The organism is Orlajensenia leifsoniae (assembly GCF_004570845.1).
Taxonomy (GTDB): Bacteria; Actinomycetota; Actinomycetes; order Actinomycetales; family Microbacteriaceae; genus Orlajensenia; species Orlajensenia leifsoniae.
This window is the reverse complement of record NZ_SPQZ01000008.1, coordinates 1-15,237: the sequence shown is the minus strand read 5'-3', so window position 1 is coordinate 15,237 and position 15,237 is coordinate 1. Positions and strand designations below refer to the sequence as shown.

Annotated in this window: 14 protein-coding genes; 8 read left to right on the top strand and 6 right to left on the bottom strand. The window is 68.2% G+C overall.

Annotation, left to right across the window (positions count from 1 at the left end):
• Positions 1 to 109 precede the first annotated feature (109 nt).
• Both E4M00_RS16240 and rfbA read left to right on the top strand, forming a co-directional pair.
• Complete coding sequence (locus E4M00_RS16240; RefSeq protein WP_135121534.1) at positions 110 to 718, top strand: dTDP-4-dehydrorhamnose 3,5-epimerase family protein; 609 nt, start codon at positions 110 to 112, stop codon at positions 716 to 718.
• Between the two features lie 2 nt (positions 719 to 720).
• Positions 721 to 1,584, top strand: a complete 864-nt coding sequence (rfbA, locus tag E4M00_RS16235) for a glucose-1-phosphate thymidylyltransferase RfbA (protein WP_135121533.1) — start codon at positions 721 to 723, stop codon at positions 1,582 to 1,584.
• A gap of 40 nt (positions 1,585 to 1,624) precedes the next feature.
• Here the strand turns inward: rfbA and E4M00_RS16230 are convergent, their stop codons facing one another.
• Positions 1,625 to 3,751, bottom strand: coding sequence for a glycosyltransferase (locus E4M00_RS16230; RefSeq protein WP_240037231.1), 2,127 nt, complete (start codon positions 3,749 to 3,751; stop codon positions 1,625 to 1,627).
• Between the two features lie 35 nt (positions 3,752 to 3,786).
• Positions 3,787 to 4,953, bottom strand: coding sequence for a UDP-galactopyranose mutase (gene glf / locus E4M00_RS16225; RefSeq protein WP_135121532.1), 1,167 nt, complete (start codon positions 4,951 to 4,953; stop codon positions 3,787 to 3,789).
• A 229-nt stretch (positions 4,954 to 5,182) separates the two neighbouring features.
• On the opposite strand from glf, the gene E4M00_RS16220 reads away from it, so the two are divergent.
• Positions 5,183 to 7,234, top strand: coding sequence for a DUF6541 family protein (locus tag E4M00_RS16220; protein ID WP_135121531.1), 2,052 nt, complete (start codon positions 5,183 to 5,185; stop codon positions 7,232 to 7,234).
• Positions 7,225 to 8,586 carry a hypothetical protein gene (locus E4M00_RS16215; protein ID WP_135121530.1) on the top strand — a complete coding sequence of 454 codons (1,362 nt, stop codon included), beginning with the start codon at positions 7,225 to 7,227 and terminating at the stop codon, positions 8,584 to 8,586. The genes E4M00_RS16220 and E4M00_RS16215 overlap by 10 nt, the downstream gene beginning before the upstream one ends.
• Here the strand turns inward: E4M00_RS16215 and E4M00_RS16210 are convergent.
• The 3 genes from E4M00_RS16210 to E4M00_RS16200 are packed head-to-tail and all read right to left on the bottom strand — an operon-like array spanning position 8,544 to position 10,651.
• The gene (locus E4M00_RS16210) at positions 8,544 to 8,936 is read right to left on the bottom strand and encodes a DUF2304 domain-containing protein (protein ID WP_135121529.1); all 393 of its coding nucleotides are present in this window, start codon (positions 8,934 to 8,936) and stop codon (positions 8,544 to 8,546) included. The genes E4M00_RS16215 and E4M00_RS16210 overlap by 43 nt on opposite strands.
• On the bottom strand, positions 8,933 to 9,688 hold the full coding sequence (locus E4M00_RS16205; RefSeq protein ID WP_167756933.1) for a glycosyltransferase family 2 protein: 756 nt from the start codon (positions 9,686 to 9,688) through the stop codon (positions 8,933 to 8,935). Before E4M00_RS16205 ends, E4M00_RS16210 begins: the two co-directional genes overlap by 4 nt.
• Entirely contained in the window at positions 9,689 to 10,651 is a 963-nt protein-coding gene (locus E4M00_RS16200; protein ID WP_135121528.1) for a GDP-L-fucose synthase family protein, read from the bottom strand.
• 128 nt (positions 10,652 to 10,779) lie between these two features.
• On the opposite strand from E4M00_RS16200, the gene E4M00_RS16195 reads away from it, so the two are divergent.
• The 4 genes from E4M00_RS16195 (at position 10,780) to E4M00_RS16175 (ending at position 14,819) form a co-directional block, all read left to right on the top strand.
• Positions 10,780 to 11,589, top strand: a complete 810-nt coding sequence (locus E4M00_RS16195) for a glycosyltransferase (RefSeq protein ID WP_135121527.1) — start codon at positions 10,780 to 10,782, stop codon at positions 11,587 to 11,589.
• A gap of 116 nt (positions 11,590 to 11,705) precedes the next feature.
• Complete coding sequence (gene gmd / locus E4M00_RS16190) at positions 11,706 to 12,734, top strand: GDP-mannose 4,6-dehydratase (RefSeq protein ID WP_135121526.1); 1,029 nt, start codon at positions 11,706 to 11,708, stop codon at positions 12,732 to 12,734.
• Positions 12,623 to 13,849: a glycosyltransferase family 4 protein gene (locus E4M00_RS16185; RefSeq protein ID WP_135121525.1), complete on the top strand. Its 1,227-nt coding sequence runs from the start codon at positions 12,623 to 12,625 to the stop codon at positions 13,847 to 13,849. The genes gmd and E4M00_RS16185 overlap by 112 nt, the downstream gene beginning before the upstream one ends.
• Before the next feature lie 214 nt (positions 13,850 to 14,063).
• Positions 14,064 to 14,819: an HAD-IIB family hydrolase gene (locus tag E4M00_RS16175; protein WP_135121523.1), complete on the top strand. Its 756-nt coding sequence runs from the start codon at positions 14,064 to 14,066 to the stop codon at positions 14,817 to 14,819.
• 139 nt (positions 14,820 to 14,958) lie between these two features.
• Here the strand turns inward: E4M00_RS16175 and E4M00_RS16170 are convergent.
• Positions 14,959 to 15,237 (bottom strand): HNH endonuclease signature motif containing protein (locus E4M00_RS16170; protein ID WP_135121522.1); only part of this gene is annotated, 279 nt, incomplete at its 5' end.

The following is a 15,237-nucleotide window of genomic DNA, read 5'->3' as shown; positions in this document are numbered from 1 at the left end:
CGCTAATCTCCGAATCCTATCCTCACGAGATGCCTGCGAGAGATCTCGAGAGGGCACCCAGCCGGCGTGATGACGCCCGTCACTGGGGCGGCCTGACTAGACTTCGTCAGTGCAGATTCGCGAATTGAAGATCCCTGACAGCTACGAGGTCACCCCGGCCATGTACGCCGATGATCGGGGTGTGTTTCTCGAGTGGTACAGGTTCGACCGTCTCGAGGAGACCATCGGTCATCCCCTCTCGCTGGCCCAGGCGAACACCTCGGTGTCGAAGCGGGGAGTGGTGCGCGGCATCCACTTCGCCGACATCCCGCCGAGCCAGGCGAAGTACGTGACGGCGACCCACGGGTCGGTTCTGGACTTCGTGATCGACATCCGCGTGGGCTCCCCGACGTTCGGGCAGTGGGACTCCGTGCTGCTCGACGATGTCGACCGCAAGGCGATCTACATCTCCGAGGGACTCGGGCACTGTTTCGTGGCACTCAGCGAGAATGCCACCGTCAGCTATCTCGTGACAGCTCCGTTCACAGCCCATCGCGAACACGGCATCAATCCGCTCGACCCCGACATCGCACTCGATTTCGGCATCAACGCCGACTCCCTGCTGCTGTCCGCGAAGGACACGGATGCCCCGAGCCTGGCCGAGGCTGCGGCATCCGGCCAGCTCCCCACCTGGGACGATGCGCGGGCCTTCTACGACTCACTGAACGCGGGAGTGTGACGATGCGCGGAATCATCCTCGCCGGAGGCACTGGATCGCGTCTCTGGCCGATCACCAAGGGCATCTCGAAGCAGCTCATGCCCATCTTCGACAAGCCGATGATCTACTACCCGTTGTCGACGCTCATGATGGCTGGCATTCGCGAGATCCTCATCATCACAACCCCCGAGCACGTTGCGCAGTTCACGGCGCTGCTCGGGGACGGTGCTGAGCTCGGGCTGCGCCTCGAGTACGCAGTCCAGCCGTCGCCCGACGGTCTGGCCCAGGCCTTCATCATCGGTGGGGAGTTCATCGGTGACGATTCGGTCGCGCTGGTGCTCGGCGACAACATCTTCCACGGGGCCGGACTCGGTACGGCGCTGCAAGCCAACGCCACGATCGACGGTGCGCTCATCTTCGCGTACCACGTGATGGATCCGGGGGCCTACGGCGTCGTGGAGTTCGACGACGAGATGCGTGCAGTCTCGATCGAGGAGAAGCCTGCGGAGCCGAAGAGCGACTACGCTGTGCCCGGCCTCTACTTCTACGACAACAGCGTCATCGAGATCGCCAAGTCGATCACGCCGAGCGCTCGCGGCGAGCTCGAGATCAGCGCGGTGAACGAGCGCTATCTCTCCGAGGGTCGCCTCAACGTGCAGATCCTGGACCGCGGAACGGCCTGGCTCGACACCGGGACCTTCGCGTCGATGATGCAGGCCTCGGAGTACGTGCGCGTCATCGAGGAACGCCAGGGCTTCAAGATCGGCTGCATCGAGGAGATCTCCTGGCGTGCGGGCTGGATCGACGACGCCAGGATGCGCCAGCTCGCCGACGGCCTCGCGAAGAGCGGCTACGGCCGGTATCTGAGCCGCCTGTTGGGCGACTGAGAGCCGTCGACAGGAGGAGTCTCCTGCCGACGTCCCTCCGTCAGTCCTGGGCCAGTGGCTTCTGGGTGGCCTTGGTCGCAGCGGGCCTGCGCTTCGCCCGCGGCTTGGCGACGACGGCCGGAACGACCTGCGTTTCCGCATCGGTCGCGGCTGCGGCATCCGCCACGGCCTTCTCCCGGATGGCGTTGAGATCGACCCCGAGGGTGTCCGCCCAGGTCTCGGCCGACACGATGTGGTCGAGGTTGGCTCGGTAGTCGGCGCTGAGAGTGGCCCACTCACGACGGATGCGGCGATTGCGACGAACGCTCGAACTGATGAGCGAGCGGAACGTGGCGCGGTCGCGCACGTGCCAGGTGACCCCTGACCCCTCGGCGTTGCTCATCAGGAAGCTGTCGAGCGACGGCATCTTCCACCACGGGGTGTTGTGGGGAAGGTGCGTCTGCGGGTTCTCGACGGCTCTCGGGTCGACCTTGCGGAACCAGTGCCTGGTGCTGTTGCGGGCGACGACGCGCAGGAGCTTCGATCCGGTCGGACGCGTGCCGTCGTTCATCGGGTTCGGGCCGAAGAAGGCCGTGGGCGGGAACTCGGAGAACGCGGCTGGGTCCTTCTCGGCCACGGATTCGCGGAACTCGCCAGCGCGCCCGCGAATGGCCGGCAGACGGGTCTTGAGCTCGCCATGGAGCGAACCGGGACCTGCGAGGACGCTCTCGTAGGCGAGCTGGCGCAGGGTGACGGCGTAGTAGTCGAGGGTGAGCACGTACCGGATGTCGTTGGCGAGGTTGCTCATGACGAGACGCCCGCCCTTCTTATGCGGCGAGTGCAGCAGGGCGGCGACCAGGCGGTTGCGGGCGTGGAAGAACGCCTGCCAGTCGTGCGAGTCGTCCTTGTCGACCCACGACACGTGCCACACCGACGATCCGGGAAGGCTGACCGTGCGATAGCCGTGGTCGGCGGCGCGCAGGGAGTACTCGGCGTCGTCCCACTTGATGAAGACGGGCAGCGACAGCCCGATCTCACGGATGATCTTCATCGGGATGAGGCTCATCCACCAGCCGTTGTAGTCGACGTCGAAGCGGCGGTGCATCCACGTGGTCTGCCGCAGGTTCGACGAGCTGAAGTCGTGGCGGTCGGGAGTGGCCGGGTTCCACATGAAGGTCCAGCGGTCGACGACCTCGGCGAAGGCGTGCAGCTTGGTCTTGTCGTACATGTCGAACATGTGCCCGCCCACGATGGTGGGGGAGGAGCAGTAGCGGGCGAACTGCAGGGCCCGACGGATGCCCTCCGGCTCGATGGCGACGTCATCGTCGAGCAGTAGCAGGAAGTCTGAATCGCCCTTGGTCGATGCCTCGAGCATGCCGCGCGAGAAGCCGCCCGAGCCGCCGACGTTCGCCTGCTCGATGAGACGGAGTCGACCGCCGAGGGCCTTCTCGGCCTCGCCGAAGCGCGCGTGCTCGCGGATCTTGTCGCTGCCCTGGTCGATCACGAGCACCTCGTCGATGCCGAGCAGGGTGTCGGCGTCGCCGCCGATGGTCTCTAGCAGCCCCACGCAGTACGCGGTTCGGTTGAGCGTCGTGATCGACACCGTGAGGTTGCCGCCGGTCGTGGGCTCCGGTGCGTTCTCGGGCGACCGCCAGTCAGCCTGCGTGAGCGAGAACGGGGTGCCGTAGGAGACCAGGTCGAACCAGTACCAGCCACCGTCGAGGAAGTTGTCCAGCGGCAGGTCGAAGCTCGAGCTCACGCCCTCCCCGTCGACGTGGGCCGATGCGACGGTCTGAACCACACCGCGCGCGTTCGACCTGTAGACGGAGACGTCGCCGATGCCCGTGGTCTCCACGGTCAGACGGATGCCGGTCAACGTCGTCCAGCGCTGCCAGTAGCTCGCCGGGAAGGCGTTGAAGTAGGTGCCGAGGGACACGCGCAGGCCGGCGGGCACCGTGATGCCGCGGCGGCCGTCGATCATCGTGACGGCGTTGACGTGCGAGATCCTCAGAGGCGTCGTGAAGGTCTCGGCGGGAACGGGCCCCCGGCGGTGCTTGACCGCTGCAGCCTCGGGTTGACGCTCCTCGCGCATGTCGGTCCACTCATCGGCGTCGATGTACAGCGGGATGACATCGGGGTCGGCGGTAGTCGGGAAGACGACCTTGTGGAGGACGACGGAGTCGGTCACTGATGGATCCTCTGGGGTTCGGGGAAGGGTGGAGCTCAGGCCTGGATGGATTCGAAGTGCGGCACCAGCTTGTTCTGGAACATCGACAGTGCCGAGCCGATGGCCATGTGCATGTCGAGGTACTGGTACGTGCCGAGGCGTCCGCCGAAGAAGACGGCGTCCTCTCCGGACTGCAGCTCGCGGTAGGCCAGCAGGGCCTCGCGGTCGGCCGCCGTGTTGACGGGGTAGTACGGCTCGTCGTCGTGCGACGCGAAGCGCGAGTACTCCCGCATGATGACGGTCTTGTCGGTGGGGTACCAGTCGCGCTCGGGGTGGAAGTGGCGGAACTCGTGGATGCGGGTGTAGGGCACGTCGGCATCGGCGTAGTTCATGACGGGCGTGCCCTGGTAGTCGCCGGTCTCGATGACCTCGCGCTCGAAGTCGAGCGTGCGCCACGACAACTCGCCGCCCTTGTAGTCGAAGTACCGGTCGATCGGGCCCGTGTACACGATCGGCAGACGGCCGACGGTCGCCGCCTTGTTCCACTCCTGCGACTCGTCGAAGAAGTCGGTGTCGAGGCGCACCTCGATGTTGGGGTGGTCGGCCATCTTCTCGATCCACGCGGTGTAGCCGTCGACGGGCAGCCCCTCGTAGGTGTCGTTGAAGTAGCGGTTGTCGTAGGTGTAGCGCACCGGGAGGCGGCTGATGACCTCGGCCGGCAGCTCGGTGGCCGGGGTCTGCCACTGCTTGGACGTGTAGTCCCGGATGAAGGCTTCGTACAGCGGGCGCCCGATGAGGGAGATGCCCTTCTCCTCGAGGTTCGCGGCGTCGGCCGTGGAGAACTCCTGCGACTGCTCGGCGATGAGGGCGCGGGCCTCGGCCGGCGAGTGCGCCGAGCGGAAGAACTGGTTGATGGTGCCGAGGTTGATCGGCAGCGGGTAGACCTCGCCGTGGTAGTCGGTGTAGACGCGGTGGCGGTAGTCGGTGAACTCCGTGAAGCGGTTGACGTACTCCCACACCGACTTGTTCGAGGTGTGGAACAGGTGAGCGCCGTACTGGTGCACCTCGATCCCGGTCTCGGGATCCGGTGCGCTGTACGCGTTGCCGCCGATGTGCGAGCGACGGTCGATGACGAGTACCTTGAGGCCGAGCTCTTCAGCGGCCCTCTCGGCCACGGTCAGTCCGAAGAATCCGGCACCGACGACGAGAAGATCGACCTGCATGGAGTTGGTTCCTTTGCTTGACTGCTGGGGGCGGGCGCGCGCGAACAGGCCGCGGAGCCGACGTTCAACCTTAGCCGATCCACCCTGAGTGGCCCCGGTGCGGCGTCGGAGCGGCGGAGCGCGCATTCGTGCGCGTGTGCGCACCGAACCCGCAGGGCGGGATGGGATACTCGAACTGCTTTGCAGCGCCCGGTCGGATGTCTGCGCTACAGACTGAAGGACGGGGCGGATGAGCTGGTTGGAGGCGCTTCCGGCGTTCCTGGTGACGATCGCGGTCCTCGTGGTTCCCGGGGCGGCGATCACTCTCGCCTTCGGGGTGCGCGGCGTCACCGCCGTCGTGCTCACCCCGCTCGCGGGCGTCTCCGTCGTCGGATTGACGACGCTCCTCGGAACCGTGCTGCCCCTGCCGTGGAGTGCGCTCTCGATCGCCATCATGACGGTCCTGCTGTGCGCGATCGTCGTCGGCCTGCGCCTGCTGCTGCGAGCGCACTGGAGCACCGGCCCCGTCGTGCGCGACGGCCGCCGCTACGGCTGGGCGTTCGCCGCCGCGGCCGTTGCGGCGTTCGTGCTCGTCGCCTGGCGCGTCATCGACACCTTCGGAGACCCGGGCAACATCTCGCAGACGTTCGACAACATCTACCACCTGAACGCCGTGCGCTACATCCTCGACACCGGTGACGCCTCCCCGCTGCACATCGCGAGCCTCACCTGGAACGTCGATCACATCTCGTCGTACTACCCCGACACCTGGCACGCGTTCGTGGCCACGGTCGCCCAGCTGAGCGGTGCGACCATCCCCGTGGCCGTCAACGCCGTGAACATCGCCATCGCCGCCGTCATCTGGCCGCTCGGCTGCCTCCTGCTCAGCCGTGTCATCCTCGGCAACCGCCCGATCGCCGTGCTCGCGGCGGGCGTGCTGTCCGCTGCCTTCGGTGCCTTCCCGCTCCGGATGCTCGACTTCGGCGTGCTCTACCCGAACCTGCTCTCCATCTCGCTGCTTCCGGGCGTGCTGGCCGTCGTGGCCGCCGGCTTCGGTCTCGGCATCCGGCCGGCGCAGTCCCCGTTGGTGCGGTGGCTGCTGGTCGCCGCGGTCGTGCCCGGCCTCGCCCTCGCGCATCCGAGCACCCTCGTCGCCCTCCTCGGATTCACCGTGCCGATCGCGCTCGTCGCCGGCAGTCGTCTGCTGGCTCGGATGCGGGCGTCCGGGGCCAGGCCGATCGACTACGTCGTGCGCGGCCTCATCGCCGCCGTCGTGTTCGGCGGCGCCGTCGCGTTGTTCGTCATCGCGCGGCCGTCGTCCGCCCTGGCGTTCTGGCAGCCATGGCAGAGCCCGACGAAGGCGTTCTGGTCTGCCATCACCGCAGGCATGCAGAACATGCCGGTCGACTGGGTCATCCTCGTGCTCTCGGTGCTCGGAATCATCGGAGCCTTCGTGATGAAGCGCGGACGCTGGGTGGTGTTCAGCTACGCCATCGCCGTGTTCCTCTACGTCGTGGTGTCGAGCTTCCCCTCCGGCGTCTTCCGCTACCTCTTCACCGGCACCTGGTACAGCGACAGCAACCGGCTCGCCGCCCTCATCCCGGCGGTCGCGGTGCCCGTCGCCGTCCTCGGCGCGGTCTGGCTCTACGACCTGATCGGCGCGCTGCTCGTGCGCCTCGGAGTGCGCAGCACCGATCCGCAGACGGTGGCGGCGACGGAGGCGGCGGCCGTCGATGTCGCCGACACGGATGCCGCCCCGTCGGCCCCAGCCATCCGGCGGCCGACGACCCCCGTCCGTGTCCTCGTCGGAGCGGTGCTGCTGGTCGCGATCGCCGTGACGACGCAGCTCGGCGCTCCACTCGCCGCGGCTTCTGCCTCGGCGCGCGGAGCATACTCCGCCGGCGTGCAGGCTCCGGTGCTCTCGACCGACGAGATGGAGCTGCTCTCGCGTCTCGACGACAAGGTCCCGGCCGGCGTCGTCGTGGCGGGCAGCCCGTGGACCGGCGCCTCGCTGGTCTACGCCTACGCCGACCGCAGCGCGCTCCTCCCGGCCATCTTCGGCGACCGCAGTGTCGACACCGTGGCCATCATGGAGGGTCTGCGCGACGCGGACTCGGATCCGTCGGTCTGCGAGGCCCTCCGCGACACCAACACCTGGTACGTGCTCGACTTCGGTGGCCGCGAGGTGCACAACGGCGAGCACGTCTTCTCGGGCTTCGCCGACCTCGAGGACTCCGGTGCCGTGAAGCTGGTCGACGAGCAGGGCGACGCCCGGCTGTACCAGGTCACGGCATGCCAGTGACCCCGGACCCGGCTCCTGACGCGACCTCCGGTGGTGGACGGCTGCGGCGGGCCCTGCTCTCGGGAGCGACTCCGATCCTGGCCGCGACGGTCGTGGCAGGAGCCAGCGGCTACCTGGTCACCACGCTGGTCGGCGCCACGCGCCCGCCCGCCGAGTACGCGGGTTTCGCCGTGTTCTGGTCGACGCTCTACCTCGTCATCGCGGCCCTCTCCGGCCTGCAGCAGGAGATCACGCGCGGAACGCATCCCCGGCCCGCCGATGCCGGGCTCGGGCCGCGCTTCCCGCTCGCCGGACGGTTCGCGGCATCCGTCGCCGCCATCACGGCGGTCGTCGTGCTGGCGGCGGCGCCGTTCATCACGGCACTGATCCCGGGGGAGGGCGTCACCCCCGCCCTGGCCATAGCCCTCGGCACAGCGAGCTACGTCGTCGTCGCCGTGCTCGCCGGCACCCTCTACGGGTTGTCGCTGTGGCCGGCCATCGGCCTCATGATCTCGATCGACGGCGTGCTGCGCCTGGTGGGCGTCGTCATCGTCATCCTGGCCGGCGGCGGCATCTCCGAGCTCATGTGGGCCGTCGTGCTGCCGTTCCCGATCACGCCGCTCGTGCTCTGGTGGTTCCTGCGTCGCCAGGTGCGCGGTCGCTCGCAGCTCGACGTGGGTCCGCGCCGCCTCACCTGGAACATCGCGCGCACTCTGGCGGCATCGGTGTCGACGGGCATCCTGATCAGCGGATACCCCCTGCTGCTCAGCGCGACGTCCGTCGGGGTTCCCGCCGCCAGGCTCGGCGCCCTCGTGTTCGGCATCTCCCTGGTGCGGGCGCCTCTCGTCATCGTCGTGCTGTCGCTGCAGAGCTTCCTCGTCGTGCGGTTCCGCGACAACGCCGCGCACGCCTACAGGCTGTTCGTCAGGCTCGCGCTGCTCATCGCCCTCGTCGCCGCCGTGCTCGCCGTGATCGCCGCGTTCGTGGTGCCTGCGGTGCTCGACGCCCTGTGGCCCGCGTACCACCTCGACGGCTGGACCGTTGCCGGACTGGTCGCCACCAGTGGGGTGCTGGGCATCCTGTGCGTTAGCGGCCCGCTCACTCTCGCGCGGGGGCGCCACGGCGCCTACACCGCGGGCTGGGTCGTCGCGGCGGTCACGACCATCGGCCTGCTGCTGGTCCCGCTGGCGATCGAGGAGCGCATGGTCCTGTCGCTCGCCGTCGGTCCGATCATCGGCGTCATCGTGCACACCATCGCCTCACGGCATCCCGGACCGATCGATCCCCGCGACGAGGTGCTCGACGGGCCTGCCGCGACGGATGCCGCTGCTCAGTCGACGGGCGAGGTCGGCGGCGCCGGCGGCGAGGCCTGAGCCGCCTTCTCGAGGTCCTCGATGCGGAGCGTCAGCAGGGCGGTGCGCTGTGCGAGGATGCGCGACTGCGACTCGAGAGCTGTGAGCTCCGAACTGTGCTGTAGGCAGACCAGGAACAGGATCGCCACGCTCACGAAGAAGATGAGGTTCGTCGGCACCGCGACACCGACGACCTCGGCCGCCCAGGCCAGCACTCCCGGGAAGACGCCGACGACGAGCGCCAGCACGCCGGCGATCAGCCACCAGATGGCGTGCCGTTCGCGTAGGCGCCGACGACGGAGCATCTCGATGACGACACCCAGCGTGATGAGGGCGGCGAGGATGCCGAGGATGTAGCTCGCAAGACTCATCGGTTGTCGATGCTCCCGGTGGTGAGGGCGATCGGGGGTCGCATCAGGGCGAAGACCAGGGCCATCATGGCCCGGCCGAGGTAGGTGGCCGCCTTCAGCGGGTTGTGCGACGGGGTTCCTGCGGCGCGCGGACGCATGGCCACGGGGACCTGGCGGATGACGCAGCCCGAGCGGGCGGCGATCACGAGCGACTCCACGGTGTCGCCGAGGTACTCCGACGGGTAGTGCTCGGCGAACAGCACGACGGCGCGCGGCCCGGTCGCCCGGAATCCCGACGTCGTGTCGGTGAGCTTCGTGCCGGCGACGCGGCTCAGGATGCGCGAGAGCAGCACCATCGCCCAGCGGCGGGGGCCGCTGGCGTCGTACTCGCCCTTGCCGGCGAAGCGGGCGCCGAGCACCAGATCTGCGCCCTCGAGCTCCTGCAGCAGCTCGGGGATCTCCGACGGGTCGTGCTGCCCGTCGGCGTCGACCTGAATGACCGTCGAGAATCCGTTCTCGATCGCGTAGTTGAAGCCGAGGCGCATCGCCCCGCCGACGCCGATGTTGAACGGCAGCCTGGCGACATGGGCACCCGCACGCGCGGCGACGCCGGCTGTGTCGTCTGTCGACCCGTCGTCGACGACGAGGCAGCTGATGCCCGGGTTCGAGCGCAGGACCTCGGCCACGACCTCACCGACGGCCCCCTCCTCATTGAGGGCGGGGAGCACCACGAGGGTGCGGGCGATGCGGTCGCTGATCGGGCTGTCCGCCATTCACTTGCTCCGCAACGCGTCGATGTTCTCGAGGTACCACGCGTAGGTGCGCTCGAGGCCGTCGTCGAGCCCGGTGGGGGCTTCCCAGCCCAGGTCGTGCAGGCGGGAGACGTCGAGGAGCTTCCGCGGGGTGCCGTCGGGCTTCGACGTGTCCTGCGAGATGCTGCCGGTGTAGCCGACGGTCGCGGCGACGCGCTCGGCGATCTCGCGGATCGGGGCATCGAGGCCGACGCCGACGTTGATGGTCTCGGGGGAGTCGTAGTTCTCGAGCAGGAACAGCGATGCTGCAGCCAGGTCCTCGACGTAGAGGAACTCGCGGCGCGGCGTTCCGCTGCCCCAGATCACGACGTCGTCGGCTCCGGACTCCGCTGCCTCGTGGAAGCGACGTACGAGCGCCGGGAGCACGTGGGAGTGCTCGGGGTGGAAGTTGTCGCCGGGGCCGTAGAGGTTCGTGGGCATCGCAGAGATCCAGCGGCGGCCGTACTGTCGGCGGGTGGCCTGCACCTGCATGATCCCGGCGATCTTGGCGATGGCGTAGGCGTCGTTCGTGGGCTCCAGGATGCCCGTGAGCAGCGAGGATTCCTTGATCGGCTGTTCGGCGAACTTGGGGTAGATGCACGACGAGCCGAGGAACAGCAGGCGGTCGACCTCGGCCTCGTTGGCCGCATCCATGATGTTGACCTGGATCTGCAGGTTGTCGCTCAGGAACGATGCCGGGTAGGTGTTGTTCGCGAGGATTCCGCCGACCCTGGCTGCCGCGTCGATGACGACGTCGGGCTTGACGCTGGTGACGTAGTCGAAGACGGCGTTGCGATCACGCAGGTCGACCTCGCTCGAGGTGGCTCCGACGAGGTCGGTGAAGCCCTCGTTCTCGAGGTGGCGCCAGATGGCCGAGCCCACCATGCCGCGGTGCCCGGCGATGTAGACGCGCGAGGAACGGTCGAGAGCCTGGGGTGAATTCATAGTCGTTATACTCGCTTGATCGTGGTGTTCCGGATGCAACTCGTCATCCGCCACGAGAATTCCGCTCAGGCGCGATCATCTCGTCCCTGCATGCTAGCAATCCCTCGAAACGCGAAAGCACAGCCACGATGCCCCACGCCGACGTCCTCGTCATCCTGCCCACGCTCGGTGACCGCATCGACATGCTCGCCGTCACGCTGAAGACCGTCGCCGAGCAGCGCCTCACGACGAAGCTCACGCTCGTCGTCGTGCTTCCCGCCGCAGCCCACACGGCCCGCGCGATGGCCGTCGAGGCCGGAGCCGTGGTCGTCGACGACCCCAAGACCGGCATCTCCGACGCCATCAACTGCGGACTCGCCCAGCGCACCGACGAGCAGTACTACGCCTGGATCGGCGACGACGACCTGTTCCGTCCCGGCGGGCTCGCGAAGCTGCAGGGCCTGCTCGAGGCGAACCCGAAGGCCGTGCTCGCCTACGGCGGCTGCGACTACATCGACCCGCAGGGCGCCACCATCGCCACCAGCAACGCGGGCAGGCTCGCGCAGATCCTGCTGCCGTGGGGTCCCGACCTCATTCCGCACCCCGGAACCATGATCAGGCTCGACGCCCTGCAGGGCATCGGCGGCTTCGACCCGAAGCTCAAGTACGCCATGGACCTGGACGCCTTCCTCACCCTGCGGAGCGCCGGGTCGTTCGCCTACACCCGTGAGACTGTGTCGGCCTTCCGCTGGCACCCCGATTCGCTCACCGTGGCCGGCCGACTCAACTCGAGCCTCGAGGCCGAGTCCGTCAAACGTCGGCACCTCCCCAAGGTGCTGCAGCCCATCAGCCCGCTGTGGCACCTGCCCTGGCGGTGGGCGTCGGCCTACGCGGCCAAGCGCGTGAGCCACCAGGCACGCAAGATCGCCGCGTCCGCGGCATCCGTCGGCGTGGAATAGCACCGCGCCGTACCGAACCCGAGTGAAATGCGCTGCGCTAGGCTGGCAGCGATTTCGTCTGACCGGACGCCCGTATGACGCGGCGCCCTCTACACCCCACGTGGAGTAACACCCTCATGACCGAAGGCCAGACCAAGCGCGCGCTCATCACCGGCATCACCGGACAGGACGGCAGCTATCTGGCTGAGCTGCTGCTCTCCAAGGGCTACGAGGTGCACGGCCTCATCCGCCGCTCGTCGACCATCAACACGAGCCGGATCGACCACGTCTACCAGGACCCGCACGAATCGGGCGCCCGCCTGTTCCTGCACTACGGCGACCTGACCGACGGATCCCGCCTCGTCACGCTGCTCGACCAGATCAAGCCCGACGAGGTCTACAACCTCGCCGCGCAGTCGCACGTGCGCGTGAGCTTCGACGAGCCCGAGTACACCGGTGACACCACGGGCCTCGGCTCGACGCGCCTGCTCGAGGCCATCCGCATGACCGGCCTGCACTGCCGCTTCTACCAGGCGTCGAGCTCCGAGATGTTCGGCGCCACCCCGCCGCCGCAGAACGAGGACACCCCGTTCTGGCCGCGCTCACCGTACGGCGTCGCAAAGGTCTACTCCTACTGGATCACGCGCAACTACCGCGAGGCCTACGGCATGTTCGCCGTCAACGGCATCCTGTTCAACCACGAGTCCCCGCGGCGCGGCGACACCTTCGTGACGCGCAAGATCACCCGTGCCGTGGCACGCATCGCGGCCGGCACGCAGTCGGAGCTCTTCATGGGCAATCTCGACGCGGTGCGCGACTGGGGCTACGCCCCCGAGTACGTCGAGGCCATGTGGCGGATGCTGCAGCACGACGAGCCCACCGACTACGTCGTGGCCACCGGCACGAACTACACCGTGCGCGACTTCCTGCAGCTCTCGTTCGAGCACGTGGGGCTGGACTGGGAGAAGTACGTGCGCTTCGACGAGCGCTACCTGCGCCCGACCGAGGTCGACGCCCTCGTCGGCAGTGCCGCGAAGGCGGAGGAGCTCCTCGGATGGGTGCCGCAGGTTCTCACCCCCGAGCTCGCCCGCATCATGGTCGACGCCGACATCGCCGCCCTCGAGGCCGGCGGGACGCCGTGGATCGATCGAGTCACGTTCGCGTGAGCACTGAGCCCGGTGGGTCGGCTGGACCGATCCGGGTTGCGCTGTCCATGCTCACTTTCGTGCCAGGGGGCATGGGTGGGAGCGAGACGTACGCACGAGCGATCGCGGGGCAGCTCGCGAAGACTTCGGCTGTCGCCGCCACGGCGTACCTGCCGGCCTCCGCGGCCGGATCCGGTGAAGGCCTGCCCGAACGAATCATTAGCGGTCTGCCGAGCGGGCATTCGACGACCGACCGGCTGCGGACGATGGCAGCCCTCACCAGGCGCGGCCCCGCACTTCGTCGTCTGATGGGCGAGTCCGATGTCGTGCACTTCCCCTTCACCGTCCCAGCTCCGAGGCCGGCTCGACGACAGGCGACCGTCCAGTCCCTGCACGATCTGCAGCACCTCGACCTGCCGCGGCTGTTCAGCCGGGCGGAGCTGCTCTACCGCCGTAGCGCATACGAGGGCTTCGCCCGCAAGGCCGATGCCGTGGTCACGATCAGCCACTTCGCGAAGAGCCGCATGATCGACCTTCTCGGACTCGACGCCGAGAAGATCCACGTCGCCCACCTCGGGGTCGATAGTGCGCGCTTCACTCCAAACCTCGGCGAGCGCGAGAACTTCGTGCTCTATCCGGCTCGCGGTTGGGCGCACAAGAATCACGGTCGGCTCATCGAGGCTATGACGATCGCCAGAACGACCAACCCGACATTGCGGCTGGTACTGACCGGAGGCGGCCTCGACTCCCTCGGCGTGCTGCCCGACTGGGTCGATCGGCGCGGCCTGGTGCCCGAGGAAGAACTGACCGGCCTGTTCCGCGCCGCGGGAGTGCTCGCCTTCCCGAGCCTCTACGAGGGCTTCGGCCTCCCGCCTCTCGAGGCCATGGCATCCGGATGTCCTGTCGCCGCCTCCAACGCCGGTTCGATCCCCGAGGTGGTCGGCGACGCCGCGGTGTTGTTCGATCCGCTCTCGCCCGAGTCGATCGCCGATGGAATCCTTCAGGCCCTCGCCGACGCACCGCGGCTCTCGGCTCTCGGTGTCGCCCACGCAGCCACCTTCACCTGGGAGAACTGCCTCGACGCCCACCTGCTCGCCTACGCCGCGGCGGCGCGCACGGCCGAGGCCCGTCGATGACGGCGCCCAGCCGCCAGGACGCGATCCATCCTGTGCTCTACAGCCCGGCGGATCCGCAGGAGCTCGTGAGAGACTCGTCCCGGCTTCGCGAGCTCGGCTGGGTCCGCACTGTCGACGTCAGACAACCGGTCTCATCGATGGTCGACCACGACCTCGAGCTTCTCCGCCAGACCGAGTGAGCATCCGCTCCTCCTTCACCCGAAAGGCACCAACCATGCCTCTGCCCAGACTCGTCGCCTTCGATCTCGACGACACCCTCGCCCCGTCCAAGTCGCCGGTCGACCCGCGCATGGCCGAGGTCCTCGTGCGCCTGCTCGCCGGCACCGAGGTGTGCATCATCTCGGGCGGCCAGATCGCCCAGTTCCGCGCGCAGGTGCTCGACAACCTGCCCATCGCAGACGAGGCCACCTTCGGTCGCCTGCACCTGATGCCCACCTGCGGAACGCAGTACTACCGACGCCAGGACGGCGAGTGGGCGCAGGTCTACGCCGAGAACCTGACGACGGATGAGCGCGACCGTGCGCTCGAGGTCGTCGAGCGCGTGGCGAAGGGTCTCGGCTACTGGGAGTCCGAGACGTGGGGCCCGATCCTCGAGGACCGCGGATCGCAGATCACCTTCTCGGCCCTCGGACAGGCGGGACCCGTCGCGGCCAAGGTCGCCTGGGACCCCACCGGCGACAAGAAGAACGCCCTGCGCGACGCGGCCCAGGCCGAACTGCCCGACCTCGAGGTGCGCGGCGGCGGCTCGACCTCCGTCGACATCACCCGCCGTGGAATCGACAAGGCCTTCGGGATGAAGCGTCTCGCCGAGATCACGGGAGTGCCGCTCGACGACATGCTCTTCGTGGGCGACCGCCTCGACCCGACGGGCAACGACTACCCGGTGAAGGCTCTCGGCGTGGAGTGCGTGGCTGTGCACGGCTGGGAAGACACGGCCGACGTCATCGAGCGGCTCCTCGCCGACGCGTAGGAGTCGCCGGCGGCAGCGTTCCTTCGGGTTTCGCCTTCGCCTTCGTCTTCGTCTTCGTCTTCTGCATCCGGCGCACGCTGCGCCTCGGCCGTGCTTGAAGCACGCGCCTCTGCCGTGACGTACGCTCCTCTGTCTTCCGTCATGGTCCGTCGGCTTGGTCGGGGGTGTAGTCGAAGCGGGCGCGTCCGCCGAGGCGGGGTGTGCGGGTGGGGTCGATGTGGGGTGGTGGGGTGAACCACACTTGTCCGGCGTGGGTGGTGATGGTCCAGCCGTCGTGGTGGATGCGTTGGTGGTCGGTACGGCAGAGCAGGACCCCGTTGTTCAGGTTGGTGGGGCCGGTGTCGCGGTCCCACCAGGCGAGGTGGTGGGCTTCGGCGTAGCTGCCGGTCGTGCCGCAGAAGGCGCAGCCGCCGTCGCG